The organism is Rhodobacter capsulatus (genome assembly GCF_005144475.1).
In the GTDB taxonomy this organism is placed as follows: Bacteria; Pseudomonadota; Alphaproteobacteria; order Rhodobacterales; family Rhodobacteraceae; genus Rhodobacter; species Rhodobacter capsulatus_C.
On sequence record NZ_SWJZ01000008.1, the window covers coordinates 26890 to 45421 of the forward strand.

Here is an 18532-nt window from a genome sequence, read left to right on the forward strand (position 1 = left end):
TTTGCCCATTCACCTTGGGACAAATATCCCGGGGGGGACCGCTTGCGGGCGGGGGGCAGAGCCCCCCTCCCCCGCCGGGACACTTGGCGCTAGACTGGGGCATCATGCCTGCGCTTTGCCGTGATTGCCTTGCCACGTTCGACACTCCCCCCGCGCGCTGCCCGTGCTGCGGGCGGCCGCGCCTGCTGCGCCATCCCGAGCTGTTCCGCCTTTCCGTCGCGCATATCGACTGCGACAGCTTCTACGCCTCGGTCGAGAAGCTCGATGACCCGAGCCTGACCGACAAGCCGCTGATCGTCGGCGGCGGCAGCCGCGGCGTCGTCACCACCTGCTGCTACATCGCCCGCATCGCCGGGGTCCGCTCGGCCATGCCGATGTTTCAGGCGATGAAGCTCTGCCCCGAGGCGGTCGTGCTGCGCCCGCGCAAGGACCGTTACGCCGAGGTCTCGGCGCTGATCCGGGCGAAATTCGCCAGCCTGACGCCGCTGGTCGAACCGCTCTCGCTCGACGAGGCGTTTCTGGATCTGACCGGCACCGCCCGGCTGCACCATGCGGCCCCCGCCGTCAGCCTCGCCCGGGTGATTCGCGAGATCGAGACCGAGATCGGCGTCACCGCCTCGGTCGGGCTGTCGCACAACAAGTTTCTGGCGAAGATCGCCTCGGATCTCGACAAGCCGCGCGGCTTTTCGGTGATCGGCCAGGCCGAGACGGAAGCGTTCCTGCGCGACAAGCCCGCCTCGATCCTCTGGGGCGTGGGCGAGGCGACGCGGGCGGCGCTGGCGCGCGCGGGGCTGCGCAGCCTGGCCGAGATCCGCCGCGCCGGTCCGGAAGCCCTGCAAAGCCGGTTCGGCGCCACCGGGTTGCGGCTTTACGATCTGGCGCAGGGGATCGACCGCCGCCGGGTCATCCCCGATGCCGAAATCAAGTCGGTCTCGCACGAGACCACCTTCGAAAGCGACATTTCCGACCGCGACCGGCTCGCCGACATCCTGTGGACGATGTGCGAAAAGGCCGCCGCGCGGATGAAGGCGAAGGGGCTTGAAGGCCGCACCGCGACGCTGAAACTGCGGCGGGCGGATTTTTCCGCGCTCAGCCGTCAGGTGAAGCTCGAGGAACCCTCGCAGCTGGCCGACACGCTGTTTCGCGCGACCGAGGCGTTGCTGCGGACCTTGCCCGAGCCGGGGCCGTTCCGGCTGATCGGCGCGGGCTATTCCGACCTGTCCCCGTCGGGCGGCCAGGATCCGGTGGGCGATCTGCTCGATCCGCAGGCGACGGCGCGGGCGGCGGCGGAACGGGCGGCGGATGCGATCCGCGCGAAATTCGGCGCCGAGGCGATCCGGCTGGGCCGCGGCCTGACCAAAGGCTGATCACTCCGCCGCCAGGCGGGCCTCGCCGCGGATCAGATCGGCCAGTTCGACGAAGACCGCCCCGATGGCTTGCGCGAAACGGTCGAACCCGGGCAGCGGTTCGATCCGCTCCTCATCCATGTAAAGCGCGCGGGCGATCTCGATCTGCAGCACCTCGACCCCCTCGGCGGGGCGGCCGTAACGCTGCGCCACATAGGCCCCGGCAAAGGGGCTGTTGCGCGCCACCCGCAGACCGACGCGGCGAAAGGCCTGTTCGACGGCCAGACTGGTCTCGGCCCGGGCCGAGGCGCCGAAGCGGTCGCCCAGCACGATCTCGGGCCCGGGGCTGCCGCCGCTGGCGGCCTCGCTTGGCATGGAATGGACATCGAACAGCAGCGCCCGGCCGAATCGGGCGCGTCGATCCTGCAACAGCGCCGCAAGCTGGCCGTGATAGGGGCGCCAGATTCGGGCCAGCCGGTCCTCGGCCTCGGCGCGCGGGATCTTGCCGCGGAAAATCTCGCGGCCCCCGGCGACGACGCGCGGAATCACCCCCAGCCCGGTCAGCACCCTTGCCCCGCCCGAGCCCCGGGCCACCCCCTCGATCAGCGCCGGGTCCAGCTCGTCCTCGGCGCGGTTGAGATCGACGAAAGCGCGCGGATAGACCGCCTCGATCAGCGTCGCCCCCGCCTGCGGCACCTGCGTCAGAAGCCTGTCCACAAAGGCATCTTCCGAGGAGCGCAGCCGCAAAAGGTCCAGCTGGGCGCGACGGGTGAAGTCGGCCGGATAGAAACGGCCCGAATGCGGCGACGCGAAGACGACCCCGGAACTCAGCGTCTGGGGCAGGTGCAGCCGATAGGGCTGGATCGATGCGGAAACCTCGGCCATGGGGACTCCTTCGCAAGAAAGACTACACCGAATTCTTTTCCTGCCAAAAGGCCCTTGAAAGCCGCAACGACTCCTTTTATAGACCCCCAGACCGACGCGGTTGCGGCCAGGTTCTTTGCTTCGGGAAAGAACGCGGTGGCAAACGGCGAAAGTTTCCGGGCGGTTAGCTCAGCGGTAGAGCACTACGTTGACATCGTAGGGGTCACTGGTTCGATCCCAGTACCGCCCACCATTCACCGCCCCTTCGGGGGCATTCGTTTTCAAGGCGCACGTCGCCGCGAACAGGAGAAGACCGATGAAGGTCCGCAACTCGCTCCGCTCGCTCAAGCAGCGTCATCGCGATTGCCAGATCGTGCGCCGTAAAGGCCGCGTCTACGTGATCAACAAGACGCAGAAGCGCTTCAAGGCCCGTCAGGGCTGAGGCCGCCTTCGAGCAGTTAGAAAGGCCGCTGAGGAAACTCGGCGGTCTTTTTCTTTGCGCGGTCGCGATTCCCTTGCGCGGTCGCGACCGGCCTCAGGCAAGGCCGATGCGTTCCGGAATCTGGCGCAGATCGGTGATGATCTCGGCCCCCGCCGCAATCAGGGCCTCGGCCCCGCCGTGGGGCGCATAGCCAAGGCAGCGCATCCCGGCCGCTTGCGCCGCCATCGCCCCGGGGCCGCTGTCCTCGATCACGACGCAGTCTGCGGGCGCGACGCCCAGAAAGGCCGCCGCCGTCAGATAAAGATCGGGGGCCGGTTTCGGGCAGCCCAGATCCTGCCCGGAAAACAGCCGATCTTGCAGCCGCGCCCAAAGCGCCGGATGACGGCCAAGGCTCGCCGCCATCTTCGCGCCCCGCCCGTTCGAGCCGACGGCATAGGCGATCCCCGCCGCATCCAGCCGGTCAAGCAGCGCTTCGACCCCCGGCATCAGCTCCGCCCGGTCGCGCAGCATCGCGTAAAGCCGGGCGTAAAACTCCTCGCACCAGCCGGGGCCCAGCCCGGCGCCCATGTCGTTCGCCACCCGCTGCACCCGCTCCAACGTGCCGCCAAGGAACAGCCGTTCCATCTGCGGGATCGTCAGATCCAGCCCATGCGTCGCCAGATCTTCCTGCAGCGCCAGAAAGGTCATCGGCTCGCTGTCGACCAGCACGCCGTCGCAGTCGAACAAAACGGCTTTCACGGTCATGCGGGCATCCGGGCCAGGGTGACGATGGTGTCGCCATAGCGGCGCTGGTCGATCTGGCTCAGCGGTTCCGGCACGACGGGGGCGGTGTTTTCCTCCCAGACCACCATCGCGCCGGGGGCGATCCAGCCATGCGCCAGACAGGACGCAAGCGCCTTTTCCCCCAGCCCCAAGCCATAGGGCGGATCGAGGAAGACCAGCCCGTAACCGGCGCCGCGGCAGGGCCCCATGTTCGTCGCGTCGCGCCGCCAGATGTCGGTCACACCCATCGCTCGCATCAGCTCGACATTCTTGCGCAACAGCACCCGCGCCGCCGTGCCGTCATCGACAAAGGCCACCCGGGCGGCGCCGCGGGACAATGCCTCCAGCCCCAGGGCCCCGGTGCCCGCGAACAGATCCAGCACCCGCGCCCCCGGGATCGGATTGCCGTGGGTGCCGTTGATCAGAAGGTTGAAGATGCTCTCGCGCACCCGGTCGGTGGTCGGGCGCAGATGCGCGCCCAGGTCGCCCTCGCCCACCTCGGCCAGTTTCAGGCCCCGCTTCTCGCCGCCGATGATTCTCATGCCATCAGCGCCTTGAGATCGCTGGCCGTTTCGACCTGGTCGGGCGTCACCGCCTTGGCCCCCTCGATCAGCCGCTTGCCGATCATGTAGGCGCGCGGCGCATCCAGCGCGTCGACGGCAATCAGCCGCCCGTCGCGGAAATACCAGAACGATTGCCCCTCGGTCGTGCGGGTCACCACCCGGTCATGGCCGGTGCACAGCCCCGCGATCTGCAGCTTCGAGGCAAACTGATCCGACCAGAACCAGGGTTTCGGCAGATAGGCCTTGCCCGCGCCCAGCATGTTTTCCGCCACGAGTTCGCCCATGTCGATGGCATTGCCGACCGATTCGATCCGCATCCGCCCCTCCGGCCCCGGCAGCGCGGCGCAATCGCCCGCCGCCCAGATGCAGGGGTCGCTGGTGCGGCCGAACGCATCGACCGCGATGCCTTCGTCGATCAAAAGCCCCGCCGCTTCGGCCAGATCGGTGCGCGGATCGACCCCAATGCCCACGACGATGAAATCGGCGGGCAGGATGCGGCCATCGGCCAGTTCGACGCCGCTCACCCGGCCCTCGCCCAGCACCCGGGTGATGCCGATGTCTTCGAGAATTTCCACCCCATGCGCGCGGTGCATCGCGCGGATCGCATTCGCGGTCTCGACGCCCGCCACCCGGCGCAGGATGCGGGCGCGGGTGTGCACAAGCTTCGCGGTCAGCCCGCGCTTGCAGGCGACCGCCGCGGCTTCCAGCCCGATGTAGCCGCCGCCCACCACCACCAGATTGCGCCCGGGCACGAATTCACCCGCCATCGCCTGCGTGTCGGCCAGATCGCGCAGGGTGTAGATGCCGGAAAGCCCCTCGACGCCCATCTCGGGGGGAAGCCGCCGCGGCACCGCCCCGGTGCACAGCGCCAGATGATCGTAAGGCACCCGCGCATCGCCGATCAGCACCGCTTTCGCGGCGCGGTCGATGCCGGTGACCTGCGTGCCCACCCGCAGCGTCACCCTGTTCGCCGCATACCAGTCGTCACCGCGCAGCGTCAGCCGCTCCAGCGGCATCTCGCCCAGAAGATAGGCTTTCGAGAGCGGCGGGCGCTGATAGGGCGCCACCGGCTCCTCGCCCAGAATCGTCACCTCGCCCGCGTAGCCCAGCGCCCGCGCCCTCGCCGCCAGAGACGCCGCCGCCTGCCCGCCGCCTACAATCACGATGCCGCTCATGGTCTTCCTCTGGTCATGTCCGTCCCCGCCCCTATATCCCTGATGCACAGCCCGTGCCAAGCGAAGGGAGAACGCAATGACACTGACGGTTGGGGAGAAACTTCCCGCGGCAACGCTTTTGAAGATCGGCGCCAATGGCCCCGAGGCAGTCGATCTGGCGGCACTGACCGCGGGCCGCAAGGTGGTGATCTTTGCCGTGCCGGGCGCCTATACCGGGGTCTGCACCACCGCCCATGTGCCCAGCTTCATCCGCACGAAACCGCAATTCGACGCCAAGGGCGTGGACGAGGTCCTCTGCATCTCGGTCAACGACCCCTTCGTGATGGCCGCCTGGGGCGAGGCGACGGGGGCCACCGCCGCCGGGATCACCCTGCTCGCCGATGCCGAGGCCGCCTTCACCAAGGCGATCGGCATGGCGTTTTCGGCGCCGCCGGTCGGGCTGATCGACCGCTCGGCCCGCTATGCGATGCTGGTGGAAGATGGCGTGGTGAAAGTGCTGAACCGCGAGGAAAGCCCGGGCGTCTGCGAACTCTCGGCGGGCGAAGGCCTGCTCGCGGCGCTCTGACACCAAAGGGCGCAAGGGCGTATTTGGACCAAGAAGAAACCCTGGTCTTCTTCTTGGACTAAATACGCTCTTCTTCCCGATAGGGGCCAAGCGCCGCGAGTGCGTCGGCCTCCTCGGCCACGGCGGCGCGTTCCTGTTCCAGATACTCCGCAACGGCGCGACGAAACCCGGGATGCGGGATGTGATGCACCGAATGTGTCACCACGGGCAGGTAGCCGCGCGCCAGCTTGTGGTCGCCCTGCGCGCCCGCCTCGACCCGTGCGAAGCCCTGCGCAATCGCCCAGTCGACCGCCTGATGGTAACACAGCTCGAAATGCAGGAAGGCGTGATCCTCTAGGCAACCCCAATAGCGGCCATAGAGGGTCTCCCGCCCGATGAAATTGAGCGCCCCGGCCACGGCACGGCCGTCCTGTTCCGCGACGACCAGAAGCACGTCGTCGCGCATGTCGTGAAGCACGTCGAAGAAGGCGCGGGTCAGATAGGGGCGGCCCCATTTCCGCGCCCCGGTATCCAGATAAAAGGCCCAGATCGCGTCCCAGTGGCGCTCTTCGATCGCCGCGCCGGTCAGGGCCCGGATCGTGCCGCCAAAACCCTGCGCCTTCTCGCGTTCCTTGCGCAGCGCCTTGCGCTTGCGCGAGGCGAGGGTGGCGAGGAAATCCTCGTATCCCCCGTAGCCGCGGTTCTGCCAATGGAACTGCACGCCGGTGCGGTGCAGCCAGCCCTCGGTCTTTGCCGCTTCGGCCTCGGCCTCGGTGCAGAAGGTCAGATGCGCCGAGGAATGGCCGCCCCGCCGCGTCAGTTCCGCCATCGCCTGCAACAGCGCCGCCTGCCCGATGTCCTCCTGCCCCGGGCGGCACAGAAGCCGCCGCCCGGTGACGGGGGTGAAGGGCACGGCGCCCTGCAGTTTCGGGTAATAGCTGCCGCCCGCCCGATGCCAGGCCTCGGCCCAGGCATGATCGAAGACATATTCGCCCTGCGAATGGCTTTTTCGGTAAAAGGGCGCGACGGCGATCACCGCGCCCGCGTGCCGGGCCACCAGATGATGCGGCGTCCAGCCCGTGCCCGGCCCGACCGAGTCGGAAGCCTCCAGCGCGGCGAGGAACCGATGCGTGGTGAACGGGTCGAGGGGGCGGCCGCCATCCGCGGTTTCGGGGCAGGCGCAGGCGTCCCACTCCGCCGCCGGAACCGAGGAAATCCCTGCCAGAACGTTGACTTCGACGCTGTCCAAGATACCCCCCGCACCTTTTCCCAAAGGTGGGGCGCGAGGGGCAAGGGTCAAGCCGCGTAGCCCTCGAAGGTGATGTTTTGCGCGATCTTCCGCGCCTCCGCTTCGGCTTCGGGCGAACGGATCGTCCAGCACAGGATCGCCGCGCCCTGCGCCTTCAGCGCGGCGACCCGGGGCGCGCCCAGATCTGCCGCCTCATGCGAGAGGAACGACGCCCCCACCCGGTCGTAATCCGGAATCCCCGCCAGATGCACGCGCATCTTCGCGGGCAACAGCGGCCAATCCGCCGCCGTATAGGCCGAGGTCGTCAGCCCCACCGGCACTGCGGGCAGGTGCCGGTGAAAGGCCGCCACCGCATGCGGGTTGAAGGACATCACGGCAACGGGCCCGGCATAGCCCGCCAGAACCTGCGCGGTGGCAGCTTCCAGCGGGCCGACATCGGGCCCCATCGCCCCATCCTGATCCTTGATCTCGATCAGCAGCGGCACCCGGCCCGCGACGATCTGCAAGACCTCGGCCAGGGTCGGAATGCCCTCGTCCCCGCCCGAAAGCGGGATCTCGGCCAGCGCCGCCGCGGTCAGCCCGCGCAGCCGGCCCGGAACCCCGGTCAGACGGCGCAGGTCGTAATCGTGAAACACCATCGGCACGCCATCGGCCGAGGGCTGCAGGTCGATCTCGATGCCGTAGCCCGCAGCCACCGCCGCCCGCACCGCGGCGCGGCTGTTTTCCGGCCGCCCCTGCGCACGGTCATGCAGCGCGCGATGCGCGATCGGACGGGTCAGGAAGGCCGCGGGCAGGGGCTGCATCATTCGACCTCGAAGATCGCCTCGATCTCGACCGCGACGCCGAAGGGCAGCGAGGCCGCCGAGACAGCGGAACGGGCGTGACGACCGGCCTCGCCGAAGACCTCGACCATGAGATCCGAGCAACCGTTCACCACCTTGGGCTGGTCGGTGAAATCGACGGTGGAATTGACGAAGCCCACCAGCTTCACCACCCGCTTCACCCGGTCCAGATCGCCCACCGCCGCGCGCGCCTGCGCGATCAGCGCCAGACCGCAACGACGGGCGGCGGCGGCGCCCTCTTCCACGCTCATGTCGGCGCCGAGCTTGCCCTTGATGAAGCCGTCGGGGCCCGAGGAGACCTGCCCCGAGACGAAGATCTGATTGCCGGTGCGGACAAAGGGCACGTAATTCGCGGCGGGCGCGGGGGCGTCGGGAAGCGTGATGTTGAGCGCGCTCAGACGCGCTTCGATTGCGGATGCCATGGGGTCCTCTTACCAGTTGATGTGTTTGCGGAAGTCATCCAGCAAGCTGCGCCAGATGTCGATGGTGTCGGTGAAATTCTTGCCCCCCACCCCATCCTTGTCGAGGTTGACATCATATTCGATCACCGCATTGCCCTCGCCATCCAGATAGGCGCGACCAAAGCGGGCCTTCTGGTTCCAGCTGTTCAAAGTGGCATATTTCAGCGGTTCCGGGGTCAGGAACGCCGCCGAGAACGCGACCGAGGAACAGTCCTGCGCCTTGGTGCAGCCATAGAAATAGACGTCGAATTTCGTGTCATCAACCGAGCTGGACAGCATCGGATCGCCCTGATCATCGATGCCCGGCTGCGGTTTCAGACCATAATCCTGCAGGAAGGCGGCCACCACATCCGGGTCGGCCATGACCTGCGCCTGCGCGGGCAGCGCGGCCCAAAGGGCAACGAAAGCGGGAAGAAGCGGACGGATCATCGGGGCCTCCTTTCGACAAGGATTGTCCGATTGTCCGTCCCGCATCAAGCCCCGTCAGGCTACCAGCTGCTCGGCCTTCTTCAGATCGACGGACACCAGCTGGCTGACGCCCTGTTCCTGCATCGTTACGCCGAACAGCCGGTCCATCCGGCTCATCGTCACCGCATGGTGGGTGATGATCAGGAAGCGGGTGTCGGTGCGGCGCGTCATTTCATCCAGAAGATCGCAGAACCGGGTGACGTTCGCATCATCCAAGGGCGCGTCGACTTCGTCGAGCACGCAGATCGGCGCCGGATTGGCAAGGAAGACGGCAAAGATCAGCGCCATCGCGGTCAGGGTCTGTTCGCCCCCCGACAGCAGGCTGAGCGTCGAGAGCTTCTTGCCCGGCGGCTGGCACATGATCTCAAGGCCAGCCTCCAGCGGATCATCGCTTTCGACCAGCTGCAGGCTGGCCGAGCCACCGCCGAAAAGGTGCGTGAACAGCGTGCGGAAGCTTTCGTTGACCTGTTCGAAGGCGGTCAGCAACCGCTCGCGCCCCTCGCGGTTCAGCCCGGCGATGCCCGAACGCAGCTTGCGGATCGCCTCCTCCAGATCGGTCTTTTCCTTGGCCAGCCCGTCATGTTCGCCCTGCACCTCGCGCAGGTCCTCCTCGGCGCGCAGGTTCACCGCGCCCAAGGCCTCGCGGGCGCGCTTGAGCCGCGCGACCTCGATTTCCAGCGCTTCGGCAGGGGGCATCTTGTCCGGGTCGGCGTCGAGCGTGTCGAACAGGGCCTGCGGCGTCAAATCGGTCGCCTCCGCGATGCGTTCCGCGGCATGGGCCTGGGTTTCGCGGGCGGCATCAAGCCGCGCCTCGGCCCGGGCCTTGCCCTCGCGCGCCTCGCCGGCGGCACGTTCGGCATCGCGCTCGGCCATCTGCGCCTGCCGCAGGGCGTCCTCGGCCTCGGCCAGACGATCCGAGGCCCTGGCGCGGCGGTCCTCGGCGGTTTCGATCGCGGCATTCAATTCGTCGCGCTTCGCCGCCAGCTCCTCGGGCGCGGCGGCGGCATCTTCCAGCTCGCCCACCGCCTCCTCGCGCCGCGAGGCCAGTTCGGCCGATCGCTTCTCGGCCGTCTCCAGCCGGTGCCGCCAGCCCGAGATTTCCTTGGTGATCTCCTGCCGCCGCCGCAGCCGGGCCTCGCCCTCGCGGCGGATTTCGTCATGCGCGGCGCGGCGGGTGAGCATCGTCACCCGCGCGGCTTCCACCGTCAGCTTGATCGCCTCAATCTCGCCACGCGCGGCGTCCAGATCGGGCAGCGCCGCCAGCTGCGCCTCGGCCTCGGCCAGCGCCAGCCGCGCCGATCCGGCCTCGTCGCCATGGCGCTTCACCGCCATCCGCGCCGCTTCCAGCTTGCCCGCGGAAATCGACCGATCCGCTTCGGCGCGCGACAGCGCCCGCCCGGCCTCGGCCAGCCGCGTATCCGCCGCGCGGCGGGCATCGCGGGCGCGGGCATCGGCGGCGCTGGCCTCGGCAAGCGTCCGGCTCAGTGCCTCATGCGCCTGCCGCGCACCATCGGCCCGGGCCGCGACCTCTTCAAGATCGCGCTTCAGTTCCACCAGGCGGTTGAGCTGGCGCAGCCGCAGCGCCGCCGCCGTCGGCGCATCCTCGGCCCCGGCGCGGAACCCGTCCCAGCGCCACAGATCGCCCGCAAGCGACACCAGCCGCTGCCCGGGCAACAGCGCCGGTTGCCGCCGCGCGCCCTCGATCGCATCGGCGACAAGCCCGATCTGCGCGATGCGACGGCGCAGCACGGCGGGCACCTCGACATGATCCGAAAGCGGCTCGACACCCGCGGGCAGCGGCTGCACCGCCTCGTAATCGGGCAACACGCCCCAGCCGGACCGCGCCACCGCCGCCACCTCCGGCGCGCGCAGATCATCGGCCAAGGCCGCGCCCAAGGCCGCCTCAAAGCCGCTTTTCACCCGCACGCGATCCAGCAGCTGATGCCCGCTCGCCGCTTCGCGTTCCACAAGCCGCGCCAAGGCCGCCACCTCGGCCCGCAGCGCACCCGCCTCGCCCTCGGCTTCCGACCGCGCCGCCCGGGCGGTGCTTTCGCGGGCCTGCACCACGCCGCGGGCTTCATCCGCCGCGATCAGCGCTTCCTCGGCGGCTTCGGCCTGATCCTGCGCCTCTTCCTGCGCGGTCTGCGCGGTTTCGAACGCCTCCTCGGCCCGCTCCAGCGCCTCGGCCGCCGTTTCGGCCGCCGCCTGCGCGCGATCCGCCTCGGCCTCGGCCTTGGCCACCGTCGCGCGGTTGTCCGACACCAGCCGCGTCACCGAGCCATGCCGCGCCGCCAGCCGCGCCACATCCTCGGTGCCCTCGCTCAAAAGCGCCTCGCGCTCGGCCAGAACCGCCGCCGCCTCGGCCGAGGCCTCGGAAGCCGCTTCCAGCTTGTCCTCCTGCCCCTCGGTCGCTTTCAGCAACTGGCCCATTTCCCAGTCGAGCCGGGCAATCGTCTCGCCCGCATCGCGGTTCAGCCCGGCCTCGCGCTCCATGTCGCGGTCAAGCTGCGCGATGCGCGATTTCAGACTGTCGATCCGCGCCGCCGCCTGCGCCTCGGAATCCGAAAGCGCATCACGTTGCAGCACCAGCCGTTGCAGGATCGCCCCGGCAATCGATTCTTCCTCGCGCAAGGGCGGCAGGGCGTCTTCCTGCGCCGCCCGCGCCTTCGCCGCCGCGCGCGAGGCGAGTTCCGCCTGCGCCGCCCCCATCATCGCCGAGCGCAGCGCGTTTTCCGCCTCGGCCCGGGCCAGATCGGCCTCGCGCCAGCGGCGATACAAAAGCATCCCCTCGGCCCGGCGCAGGTCATTGCCGATCTCGCGATAGCGCACCGCCTGCCGCACCTGCCGCGACAGCGAAGCGAGCTGCGTGCCCAGTTGCTCCAGCACGTCATCGACCCGGGCCAGGTTCTGTTCGGCGCCCGAGAGTTTCAGCTCCGCCTCGTGCCGCCGCTGATAAAGCCCCGAGATCCCGGCGGCTTCCTCAAGGATCCGCCGCCGCGCCTTCGGCTTGGCGTTGATCAGTTCCGAAATCTGCCCCTGCCGCACCAGCGCCGGGCTGTGCGCCCCGGTCGAGGCATCGGCAAACAGCATCTGCACGTCGCGGGCGCGCACGTCGCGCGTGTTGACCTTGTAGGCGGATCCGGCGTCGCGGGTGATCCGGCGCACGATTTCCAGCACGTCGGCGTCGTTGAAGCCCGAGGGCGCCAGCCGTTCGCTGTTGTCGATGGACAGCGAGACCTCGGCGAAATGCCGCGCGCCGCGGGTGGCGGCGCCCGCAAAGATCACGTCTTCCATCCCGCCGCCGCGCATCGCGCTGGCGCGGGTCTCGCCCATCACCCAGCGCAGGGCTTCGAGCAGGTTCGACTTGCCGCAGCCGTTCGGGCCCACGACGCCGGTCAGGCCGTCGTGGATCACAAGGTCGGTCGGGTCGACAAAGCTCTTGAAGCCGTTCAGTCGCAGGCGGGTAAAACGCAAGGGGGCACCGATTCCAGATCGAGGGTCCGCCAGTTTCGGTTTTGGCACCGGCCAAGTCAACGTCACCCCCCTCACCTTCGGGCGAGGTCTGCGGCTTATCCACAGGAACGGAGGCTTTTCGCTTGCACGGCCGGGCGAGCAGCTTAAACTGGTTCTAAATTCTGACCAATATCAAGGAAACATCGCATGGTTCCGGCTCTGGCGATCATTCTGGCGTTCCAATTGGCGGGCGAGGTGCTTTCGCGCGCGGGGCATCTGCCGCTTCCGGGGCCGGTTCTGGGGATGCTGGCCATGGTGGCGGCGCTTGCGGCCAGCGCGCGGCTGCGCGCGATGATCCGCCCCGTGGCGCAGGGGTTGCTTGGCCATCTGTCCCTGCTCTTCGTGCCTGCCGGTGTCGGGGTGGTGGCGCATCTGCCCACCCTTGCCGCACATGGTCCGGCGCTGGCGGTGGCGCTGGTGGCCTCGACACTGCTCGCCATCGTCGTCGGCGCGGTGACCTTTACCCTTGTCGCGAAGCTGGTGGGGAGCACCCCCGATGAATGACGCGGTGCTGATCTGGTCCTATCTCGCCTCGCAGCCGCTTCTGTGGCTGACGGCGACGCTCTTTGCCTATTGGGCGGGCGACAGTCTGTATCGGCTGGCGCGGCGCAATCCGGCCGCCAATCCGGTGATGCTGGCGGTGATTTTTCTGGCCGTGCTGCTGGGGATCACCGGCACGCCCTACCGGGATTATTTCGAGGGGGCGCAATTCGTCCATTTCATGCTGGGTCCGGCCACGGTCTGCCTTGCGGTGCCGCTGCAGGCGAATCTGAAGGCGATCCGCAAGGCCTTGATCCCGATTGCCGCGGCGCTGCTGGCGGGGTCGTTCACCGCGATCGTCTCGGCTTTGGCGATTGCGAAGATGTTCGGCGCCGAGGCCGGTCTGCTGGCGACGCTGGCGCCGAAATCGGCGACGGCGCCGGTGGCGATCGGGATTTCCGAGGCGCTCGGCGGGCAGCCGACGCTGACCGCGGTTCTGGTGCTGCTGACCGGGATGATCGGGGCGATTTTCGTGACGCCGATGCTGAACGGGCTGGGGCTGACCGACTGGCGCGCGCGCGGTTTTGCGACCGGCGTCGCGGCGCATGGGATCGGCACGGCGCGGGCCTTTCAGGTGCATGACACGGCGGGGGCTTTCGCCTCGATCGGGATGGGGCTGAATGCGGTGCTGACGGCGTTTCTGGCGCCCCTGGTGCTGCCGTGGTTTCTGTGACCTGATGCCGTCGGGCGGACCAGGAAACGCGATCCGCGTTTCCCCGCCCGCTGCGCAGCGCCTGTCGCGAGACCGTTTCCGCAAGCCTGACAGAGGCCTGCGCTCCGCCCCGGCGGCGCGAATGCGCCCGCCAGTGGCGCGGGGCGGGCGCAGGCCGAGGGCCTTTGGGCCCTCGGCGGTCACGGGGCCACTGTCGCGCGTGACCTCGGCGATGGCCTCGGTCAGGATCGGGCCTCAGCCCTTTGCGGGTTTGTAAGGCGCCATGCCCGCCCGGGCCAGCTCATCGGCGCGTTCGTTTTCCGCATGCCCGGCATGGCCCTTGATCCATTTCCAGACCACCTTGTGCCGCGCCTGCGCCGCATCCAGCCGCTGCCACAGATCGACGTTCTTCACCGGCTTCTTGTCGGCGGTCTTCCAGCCGTTGCGCTTCCATCCGTGCATCCAGCTTTCGATGCCGTTCTTCACATAGGCCGAGTCGGTGGTGATCGTCAGCGCGGTGGGCCGGGTCAGGGCCTCCAGCGCGGAAATCGCCGCCATCAGCTCCATGCGGTTGTTGGTCGTATCCGCCTCGCCGCCGGAAAGCTCCTTTTGCTTCAGGATCTTGCCATCCGCCATCGCGCGCATGAGCACGCCCCAGCCCCCGGGCCCCGGGTTGCCGCTGCAGGCCCCGTCCGTCCATGCGTAAAGATCCGACATCAGGCGCGCTCGAAGGCCAGCCGGACGCCCAGCGCGGCAAAGGAGGCCGCGAAGGCCCGGCGCATCCAGGCCATCACCGCGGGACGGCTCAGAATGGCCTGACGACCGGACGCCGCCAGCGCGGTATAGCCGATGAAGGTCAGGAAGGTGAGAACGGCAAAGACCACGCCCAGTTCCGCCATCACGTAAGGTCCGTCATTCACCGCCATGAACTGCGGCAGGAAGGCCACGAAGAACAAGGGCAGCTTCGGATTGAGCAGGTTCAAGACGATCCCGCGCCACACCAGCTGCGCCACCGACTGCGGCGCGGCAGCCTCAAGCGCAAGCCCGCCCGTGCCCCTCAGCGTGCCCCAAGCCATGTAAAGCAGATAGGCCACGCCCGCATATTTGATCGTCTGAAACAGCAGCGCCGAGGTGTGCAGAACCGCCGCCAGACCGCCCAGCGCGACGGCCAGATGCACCAGCGTCGCGATGGTGCAGCCAAGCGAGGCCCAGACCCCCGCGCGGAACCCCTGCCCCAGCGTCGACGACAAGGTGTAGACGACCCCGATTCCCGGAACCAGACAGACGATGAAAGCCGTGAACAGGAACTCGGGGGACATGGTACCTCAATTGTCGTGGCGGAAGATCCGCGGCGTCTTGAACTCTATCCGCTCTTTCGCGGTCTCGACAAGCTCCACTGTCAGATCATAGCGTTCCCGGAAGGCCGCGATCACCTCGTCGACCAGCACTTCGGGGGCCGAGGCCCCGGCGGTCAGGCCCACTTTCGTCAGCCCTTCCAGCGCCTGCCATTGGATTTCCGAGGCGCGTTCCACCAGATGCGACACCGCGCAACCGGCGTTGCGACCGACTTCCACCAGACGCTTGGAGTTCGACGAATTCGGCGCGCCGATGACCAGCAGCGCTTCGATCTTTTCGGCCAGAACCTTCACCGCCGCCTGACGATTCGTGGTGGCGTAGCAGATGTCATCCTTGCCCGGACCGACGAGCGCGGGGAACCGCGCCTGCAGCGCCGCCACCACCTCGGCCGTGTCATCGACCGAAAGCGTCGTCTGGGTGATCCAGGCGAGTTTTTCCGGGTCGCGGACCTCAAGCCTGGCCACATCGGCGGCGGTCTCGATCAGCAGCACCTCGCCCTCGGGCAATTGCCCCATCGTGCCGATCACCTCGGGGTGGCCGCGGTGGCCGATCATCACGATCTGCAGACCGTCCTCGGCGTGGCGTTCGGCCTCCAGATGCACCTTGGAGACCAGCGGACAGGTCGCATCGACATAGATCATGTTGCGCCGCTCGGCCTCGGCGGGGACCGTCTTCGGCACGCCATGCGCCGAAAAGATCACCGGCCGATCGACCGGGCATTCGTCCAGCTCCTCGACAAAAACCGCGCCCTTGGCCGCGAGCGTATTGACCACGAATTTGTTGTGCACGATCTCGTGGCGCACATAGACCGGCGCCCCCCATTTCTCGAGCGACATCTCGACGATCTTCACGGCCCGGTCGACGCCCGCGCAAAAGCCACGGGGGGCGGCAAGGTAAAGGGTAAGGGCAGGTTTCATGATGCGCTCCGTATTCACGGGTCCAGAGGTAATGCCGCGCAGCCCCGCCGTAAAGTGCGACCCGTTTACGCCCAGCGCACCTCGCCCAGAAAGATGTAGCCCGCGCCATAGATCGTCTTGATCAGGCGGGGGTTCTTCGGGTCCTCGCCCAGCTTCGTGCGCAGCCGCGAGATCCGCACATCCATCGCCCGGTCGAAACTTTCCCCCGCCGCGCCGCCCAGGCTTTCCTGCATTTGCGCCCGCGAAATCAGCCGGTTCGGGCTTTCGAGGAAAAGCCGCAGCACCTCTCCCTCGGCATGGGAAAACGGCGTCTCGGCGCCGGTGTCGTCGATCAGCACGTAGCGGTCGAAGGCGGCCTTCCAGCCCGCAAAGACCGCCACCTGCGCCGCCGGGGCGGCCTCGGAGCGCGGACGGCGCAGACGGGCGCGGATGCGCGCCACCACCTCGGCCGGATCGAAGGGCTTGATGATGTAATCATCGGCGCCCAGTTCCAGCCCCGTCACCCGGTCCTGCACCTGTGCGCGGCCCGAAATGATGATGATCGCCGCCCCCGATTCGAGCGCCAGCCGATGCACCAGCGCCAGACCGTCGCGATCGGGCAGGCCCAGATCGACCAGACAGACATCAGGCTGGCTGCGCTTCAGCCCGGCCTCGAATTCCGTGGCGCGGGCATAGGCGTTCGTGCGAAACCCGGCCTCCTCCAGCGCATCGACCAGCATGCGGCGGATTTCGGGTTCGTCGTCCAGAACGGCGACAAGCGGGGCTTGCGAAACGGTCATCGGCGCACTCCGGCGATCAGCGCGGCCAGTTCCGCCGCGACGAAGGGTTTTTGCAACACCGGACAGGGCGCGGCGGCGCGCAGCCGACTGCCCGGCGGCAGCGAGGTCATCAGCAGCATCGGCACCCGGCCCGACAGATGATGTGCAAGGTCGACCCCGGTGCCCTCGCCCGCCAGCTGGATGTCGGACAGGATCAGGCCGATTTCCGGCAGGGTGGAGAGCGCCTCGGCCTCCTCGACCGAACCCGCCTCCAGCACCGAATGACCGAGGCCGCGCAGCATCTCGCGCACCGAAAGCCGGATGTCCGGGTCATCCTCGACCAGAAGGACCAGCATCGGCGTCGCATCGGTTTCCGCCAGACGCAGCGGCAGGCGCAGGGTCACGCAGGCCCCCGGTTCGCAATTCTCGATCCGCACCGTGCCGCCCGCCAGCTTCGTCTGGTCATAGACCATCGACAGCCCAAGGCCCGAGCCCTGCCCGCCCTTCGTCGTGAAGAACGGATCAAGCGCATGGGCCAGGGCCTCGGTCGAAAACCCCGGGCCGGTGTCGGAGACATGGATCTCGACCCAGGTGTCCTGCACCGGATGCGCGGCAATGCGGATCGCCCCGCCGCGCGGCCCCATCGCGTCGCGGGCATTCAAAAGCAGGTTGAGCAGGCTGTCCTGCAACGGCCCGGGATCCAGCACGATCGGCGCCTGCAGACCGTCGATATCAAGATCGACCAGCACCGCGGCGCCCAGCGTCGGCGCCGCCATCGTCACCAGATCGGCGATCAGCGCGGGCAGGTTCACCGCCTGCGGCCGCAACTCGCGCTTGCCGGAAATCGCCGCGATCCGGTCGAGCAGCGTGCCCCCCCGCCGCGCCGCCGACAGCGTCGCCCGCACCGCATCGCGGCCCTCGGGCGGCAGGCCGTCGACCCGCATCATCCGCCCCTGCAGGCCAAGGATGATCGTCAGCAGATTGGCGAAATCATGCGCCATCCCCGAGGTGATCTGCGCCGCCAGTTCGCGCTTGCTGGCCTGCGCCAGCGCCGCCCGGGCCTGGGTTTCCGCGGTCACGTCGGTGGACAGGATATAGACCCCCTGCACCCCGTTGCCGGGCCCCCGATCCGGCGTCAGCGCGATGCGGATCCGCCGCCCCGAGGGTTCATGGGTGATCTCGATCACATTCGCCTCGCCCGCGAAGGCGCGTTCGAACCCGGGCAGGATGCGGCGGAACGTGTCCTCGCCCAGCACCTCGGCGGCGGTATGGCCGACCGGATCATCAAGCGAGCCGGGCATCACCGAGGTCACGCGCCGGTTCGAGAACGTATAGACGAAATCCGCCCCCATATGCGCGATATGGGCGGGCATCATTTCGGTGACCTGCCGGATCCGCGCGGCGGTGCGGCGCAATTCGCGCTGCGCCTCCTCCAGCGCGGCATTCGTCGCCGCCAGTTCCCGGTTCGCCGCCGCCAGCTGCGCGGCATGGGTCAGAACCTGTTCCGACAATTCCTCGGACCGGGCATGCAGCAGGGCCTCCTGCCGCTTCGTCTCGGTGATGTCGGTGTAAACGGTGATCCAGCCGCCCTCGGCCAGCGGCGCGCCCTCGACCGCGATGGTCCGGCCATTGGCGCGCTGCCGCTCCATGTAATGCGGGGTGAAGGTCCGCGCCTGCTCGACCCTTGTCGCCACCCAGGTGTCGATGTCGCCCACGGCGCCGTAATCGCCGCGCTCGGCCAGCCAGCGGATCGTGTTGGCGAAGCTGGTGCCCGGTTCGGTCAGGTGTTCGGGCAGGTCGAACATCAGCTGATACTGCCGGTTCGACACCGCCAGCCGCAGATCGCTGTCAAAGATCGACAGCGCCTGCCCGATCAGGTTCAGCCCCGCCTGCGTCAGCCGTGCCCGTGCATCCTCGGTCATCCACGCTCTCCCCGCCCCATCGCTAGCACCTTCTGCGCGCTTCGCAAGCACCGGATTCAACCGGAAAGGATTCGCAAGATTTGGGCAAAAGTCCGGCAACTATTAACCGCAAGTTTCCAACCAGACGCCGCGCAGGGAGAGAGTCGCGGCTTCCGACG

19 protein-coding genes and 1 tRNA gene are annotated in these 18532 nt (G+C 68.3%); 6 read left to right on the top strand and 14 right to left on the bottom strand.

What is annotated here, in order from left to right; all coding sequences use genetic code 11:
* Positions 1-104: 104 nt before the first annotated feature.
* Positions 105-1367: a DNA polymerase IV gene (locus FBT96_RS01345; protein ID WP_136904607.1), complete on the top strand. Its 1263-nt coding sequence runs from the start codon at positions 105-107 to the stop codon at positions 1365-1367.
* On the opposite strand, the gene FBT96_RS01350 is transcribed toward FBT96_RS01345, so the two are convergent.
* Positions 1368-2231: an N-formylglutamate amidohydrolase gene (locus tag FBT96_RS01350; protein ID WP_136904608.1), complete on the bottom strand. Its 864-nt coding sequence runs from the start codon at positions 2229-2231 to the stop codon at positions 1368-1370.
* 157 nt (positions 2232-2388) lie between these two features.
* Between FBT96_RS01350 and FBT96_RS01355 the strand changes: the two genes are divergently transcribed.
* Positions 2389-2463, top strand: a tRNA-Val gene (locus FBT96_RS01355).
* Between the two features lie 63 nt (positions 2464-2526).
* A complete protein-coding gene (ykgO, locus tag FBT96_RS01360; protein WP_013069105.1) occupies positions 2527-2652 on the top strand; it encodes a type B 50S ribosomal protein L36 in 126 nt (41 codons plus the stop codon).
* Positions 2653-2745: 93 nt separating this feature from the next.
* On the opposite strand, the gene FBT96_RS01365 is transcribed toward ykgO, so the two are convergent.
* The 3 genes from FBT96_RS01365 to FBT96_RS01375 are packed head-to-tail and all read right to left on the bottom strand — an operon-like array spanning position 2746 to position 5152.
* A complete protein-coding gene (locus tag FBT96_RS01365; protein ID WP_136904609.1) occupies positions 2746-3396 on the bottom strand; it encodes an HAD family hydrolase in 651 nt (216 codons plus the stop codon).
* Positions 3393-3956 carry a 16S rRNA (guanine(966)-N(2))-methyltransferase RsmD gene (rsmD, locus tag FBT96_RS01370; protein ID WP_136904610.1) on the bottom strand — a complete coding sequence of 188 codons (564 nt, stop codon included), beginning with the start codon at positions 3954-3956 and terminating at the stop codon, positions 3393-3395. Before rsmD ends, FBT96_RS01365 begins: the two co-directional genes overlap by 4 nt.
* Complete coding sequence (locus FBT96_RS01375; RefSeq protein ID WP_136904611.1) at positions 3953-5152, bottom strand: NAD(P)/FAD-dependent oxidoreductase; 1200 nt, start codon at positions 5150-5152, stop codon at positions 3953-3955. Before FBT96_RS01375 ends, rsmD begins: the two co-directional genes overlap by 4 nt.
* A 76-nt stretch (positions 5153-5228) precedes the next feature.
* On the opposite strand from FBT96_RS01375, the gene FBT96_RS01380 reads away from it, so the two are divergent.
* A complete protein-coding gene (locus tag FBT96_RS01380) occupies positions 5229-5717 on the top strand; it encodes a peroxiredoxin (RefSeq protein ID WP_136904612.1) in 489 nt (162 codons plus the stop codon).
* A 58-nt stretch (positions 5718-5775) separates the two neighbouring features.
* Here the strand turns inward: FBT96_RS01380 and FBT96_RS01385 are convergent, their stop codons facing one another.
* From FBT96_RS01385 to smc, 5 genes are read right to left on the bottom strand one after another with little or no spacing between them, the layout of a single operon-like run.
* A complete protein-coding gene (locus FBT96_RS01385) occupies positions 5776-6945 on the bottom strand; it encodes a GNAT family N-acetyltransferase (RefSeq protein ID WP_136904613.1) in 1170 nt (389 codons plus the stop codon).
* A 47-nt stretch (positions 6946-6992) separates the two neighbouring features.
* Positions 6993-7751, bottom strand: coding sequence for a glycerophosphodiester phosphodiesterase family protein (locus tag FBT96_RS01390; protein WP_169583114.1), 759 nt, complete (start codon positions 7749-7751; stop codon positions 6993-6995).
* Positions 7748-8209 carry a RidA family protein gene (locus FBT96_RS01395; RefSeq protein WP_136904614.1) on the bottom strand — a complete coding sequence of 154 codons (462 nt, stop codon included), beginning with the start codon at positions 8207-8209 and terminating at the stop codon, positions 7748-7750. The genes FBT96_RS01390 and FBT96_RS01395 overlap by 4 nt, the downstream gene beginning before the upstream one ends.
* Before the next feature lie 9 nt (positions 8210-8218).
* Positions 8219-8677: a YbjN domain-containing protein gene (locus FBT96_RS01400; RefSeq protein ID WP_169583115.1), complete on the bottom strand. Its 459-nt coding sequence runs from the start codon at positions 8675-8677 to the stop codon at positions 8219-8221.
* 54 nt (positions 8678-8731) lie between these two features.
* Positions 8732-12190, bottom strand: a complete 3459-nt coding sequence (smc, locus tag FBT96_RS01405; RefSeq protein ID WP_136904616.1) for a chromosome segregation protein SMC — start codon at positions 12188-12190, stop codon at positions 8732-8734.
* Positions 12191-12376: 186 nt separating this feature from the next.
* Here smc and FBT96_RS01410 point away from each other — a divergent pair, with 186 nt between their 5' ends.
* A complete protein-coding gene (locus tag FBT96_RS01410) occupies positions 12377-12733 on the top strand; it encodes a CidA/LrgA family protein (RefSeq protein ID WP_136904617.1) in 357 nt (118 codons plus the stop codon).
* Positions 12726-13442 (top strand): LrgB family protein, encoded by a 717-nt coding sequence (locus FBT96_RS01415; protein ID WP_136904618.1) that lies wholly within the window; start codon positions 12726-12728, stop codon positions 13440-13442. Before FBT96_RS01410 ends, FBT96_RS01415 begins: the two co-directional genes overlap by 8 nt.
* 234 nt (positions 13443-13676) lie before the next feature.
* On the opposite strand, the gene rnhA is transcribed toward FBT96_RS01415, so the two are convergent.
* From rnhA to FBT96_RS01440, 5 genes are all read right to left on the bottom strand, one after another.
* Complete coding sequence (gene rnhA / locus FBT96_RS01420) at positions 13677-14138, bottom strand: ribonuclease HI (protein WP_023919347.1); 462 nt, start codon at positions 14136-14138, stop codon at positions 13677-13679.
* Positions 14138-14740: a LysE family translocator gene (locus tag FBT96_RS01425; RefSeq protein WP_136904619.1), complete on the bottom strand. Its 603-nt coding sequence runs from the start codon at positions 14738-14740 to the stop codon at positions 14138-14140. Before FBT96_RS01425 ends, rnhA begins: the two co-directional genes overlap by 1 nt.
* Before the next feature lie 6 nt (positions 14741-14746).
* Positions 14747-15697, bottom strand: a complete 951-nt coding sequence (ispH, locus tag FBT96_RS01430) for a 4-hydroxy-3-methylbut-2-enyl diphosphate reductase (protein ID WP_136904839.1) — start codon at positions 15695-15697, stop codon at positions 14747-14749.
* A 62-nt stretch (positions 15698-15759) separates the two neighbouring features.
* Entirely contained in the window at positions 15760-16473 is a 714-nt protein-coding gene (locus tag FBT96_RS01435) for a response regulator transcription factor (RefSeq protein ID WP_136904620.1), read from the bottom strand.
* Complete coding sequence (locus FBT96_RS01440; protein ID WP_136904621.1) at positions 16470-18374, bottom strand: PAS-domain containing protein; 1905 nt, start codon at positions 18372-18374, stop codon at positions 16470-16472. Before FBT96_RS01440 ends, FBT96_RS01435 begins: the two co-directional genes overlap by 4 nt.
* Positions 18375-18532 lie beyond the last annotated feature (158 nt).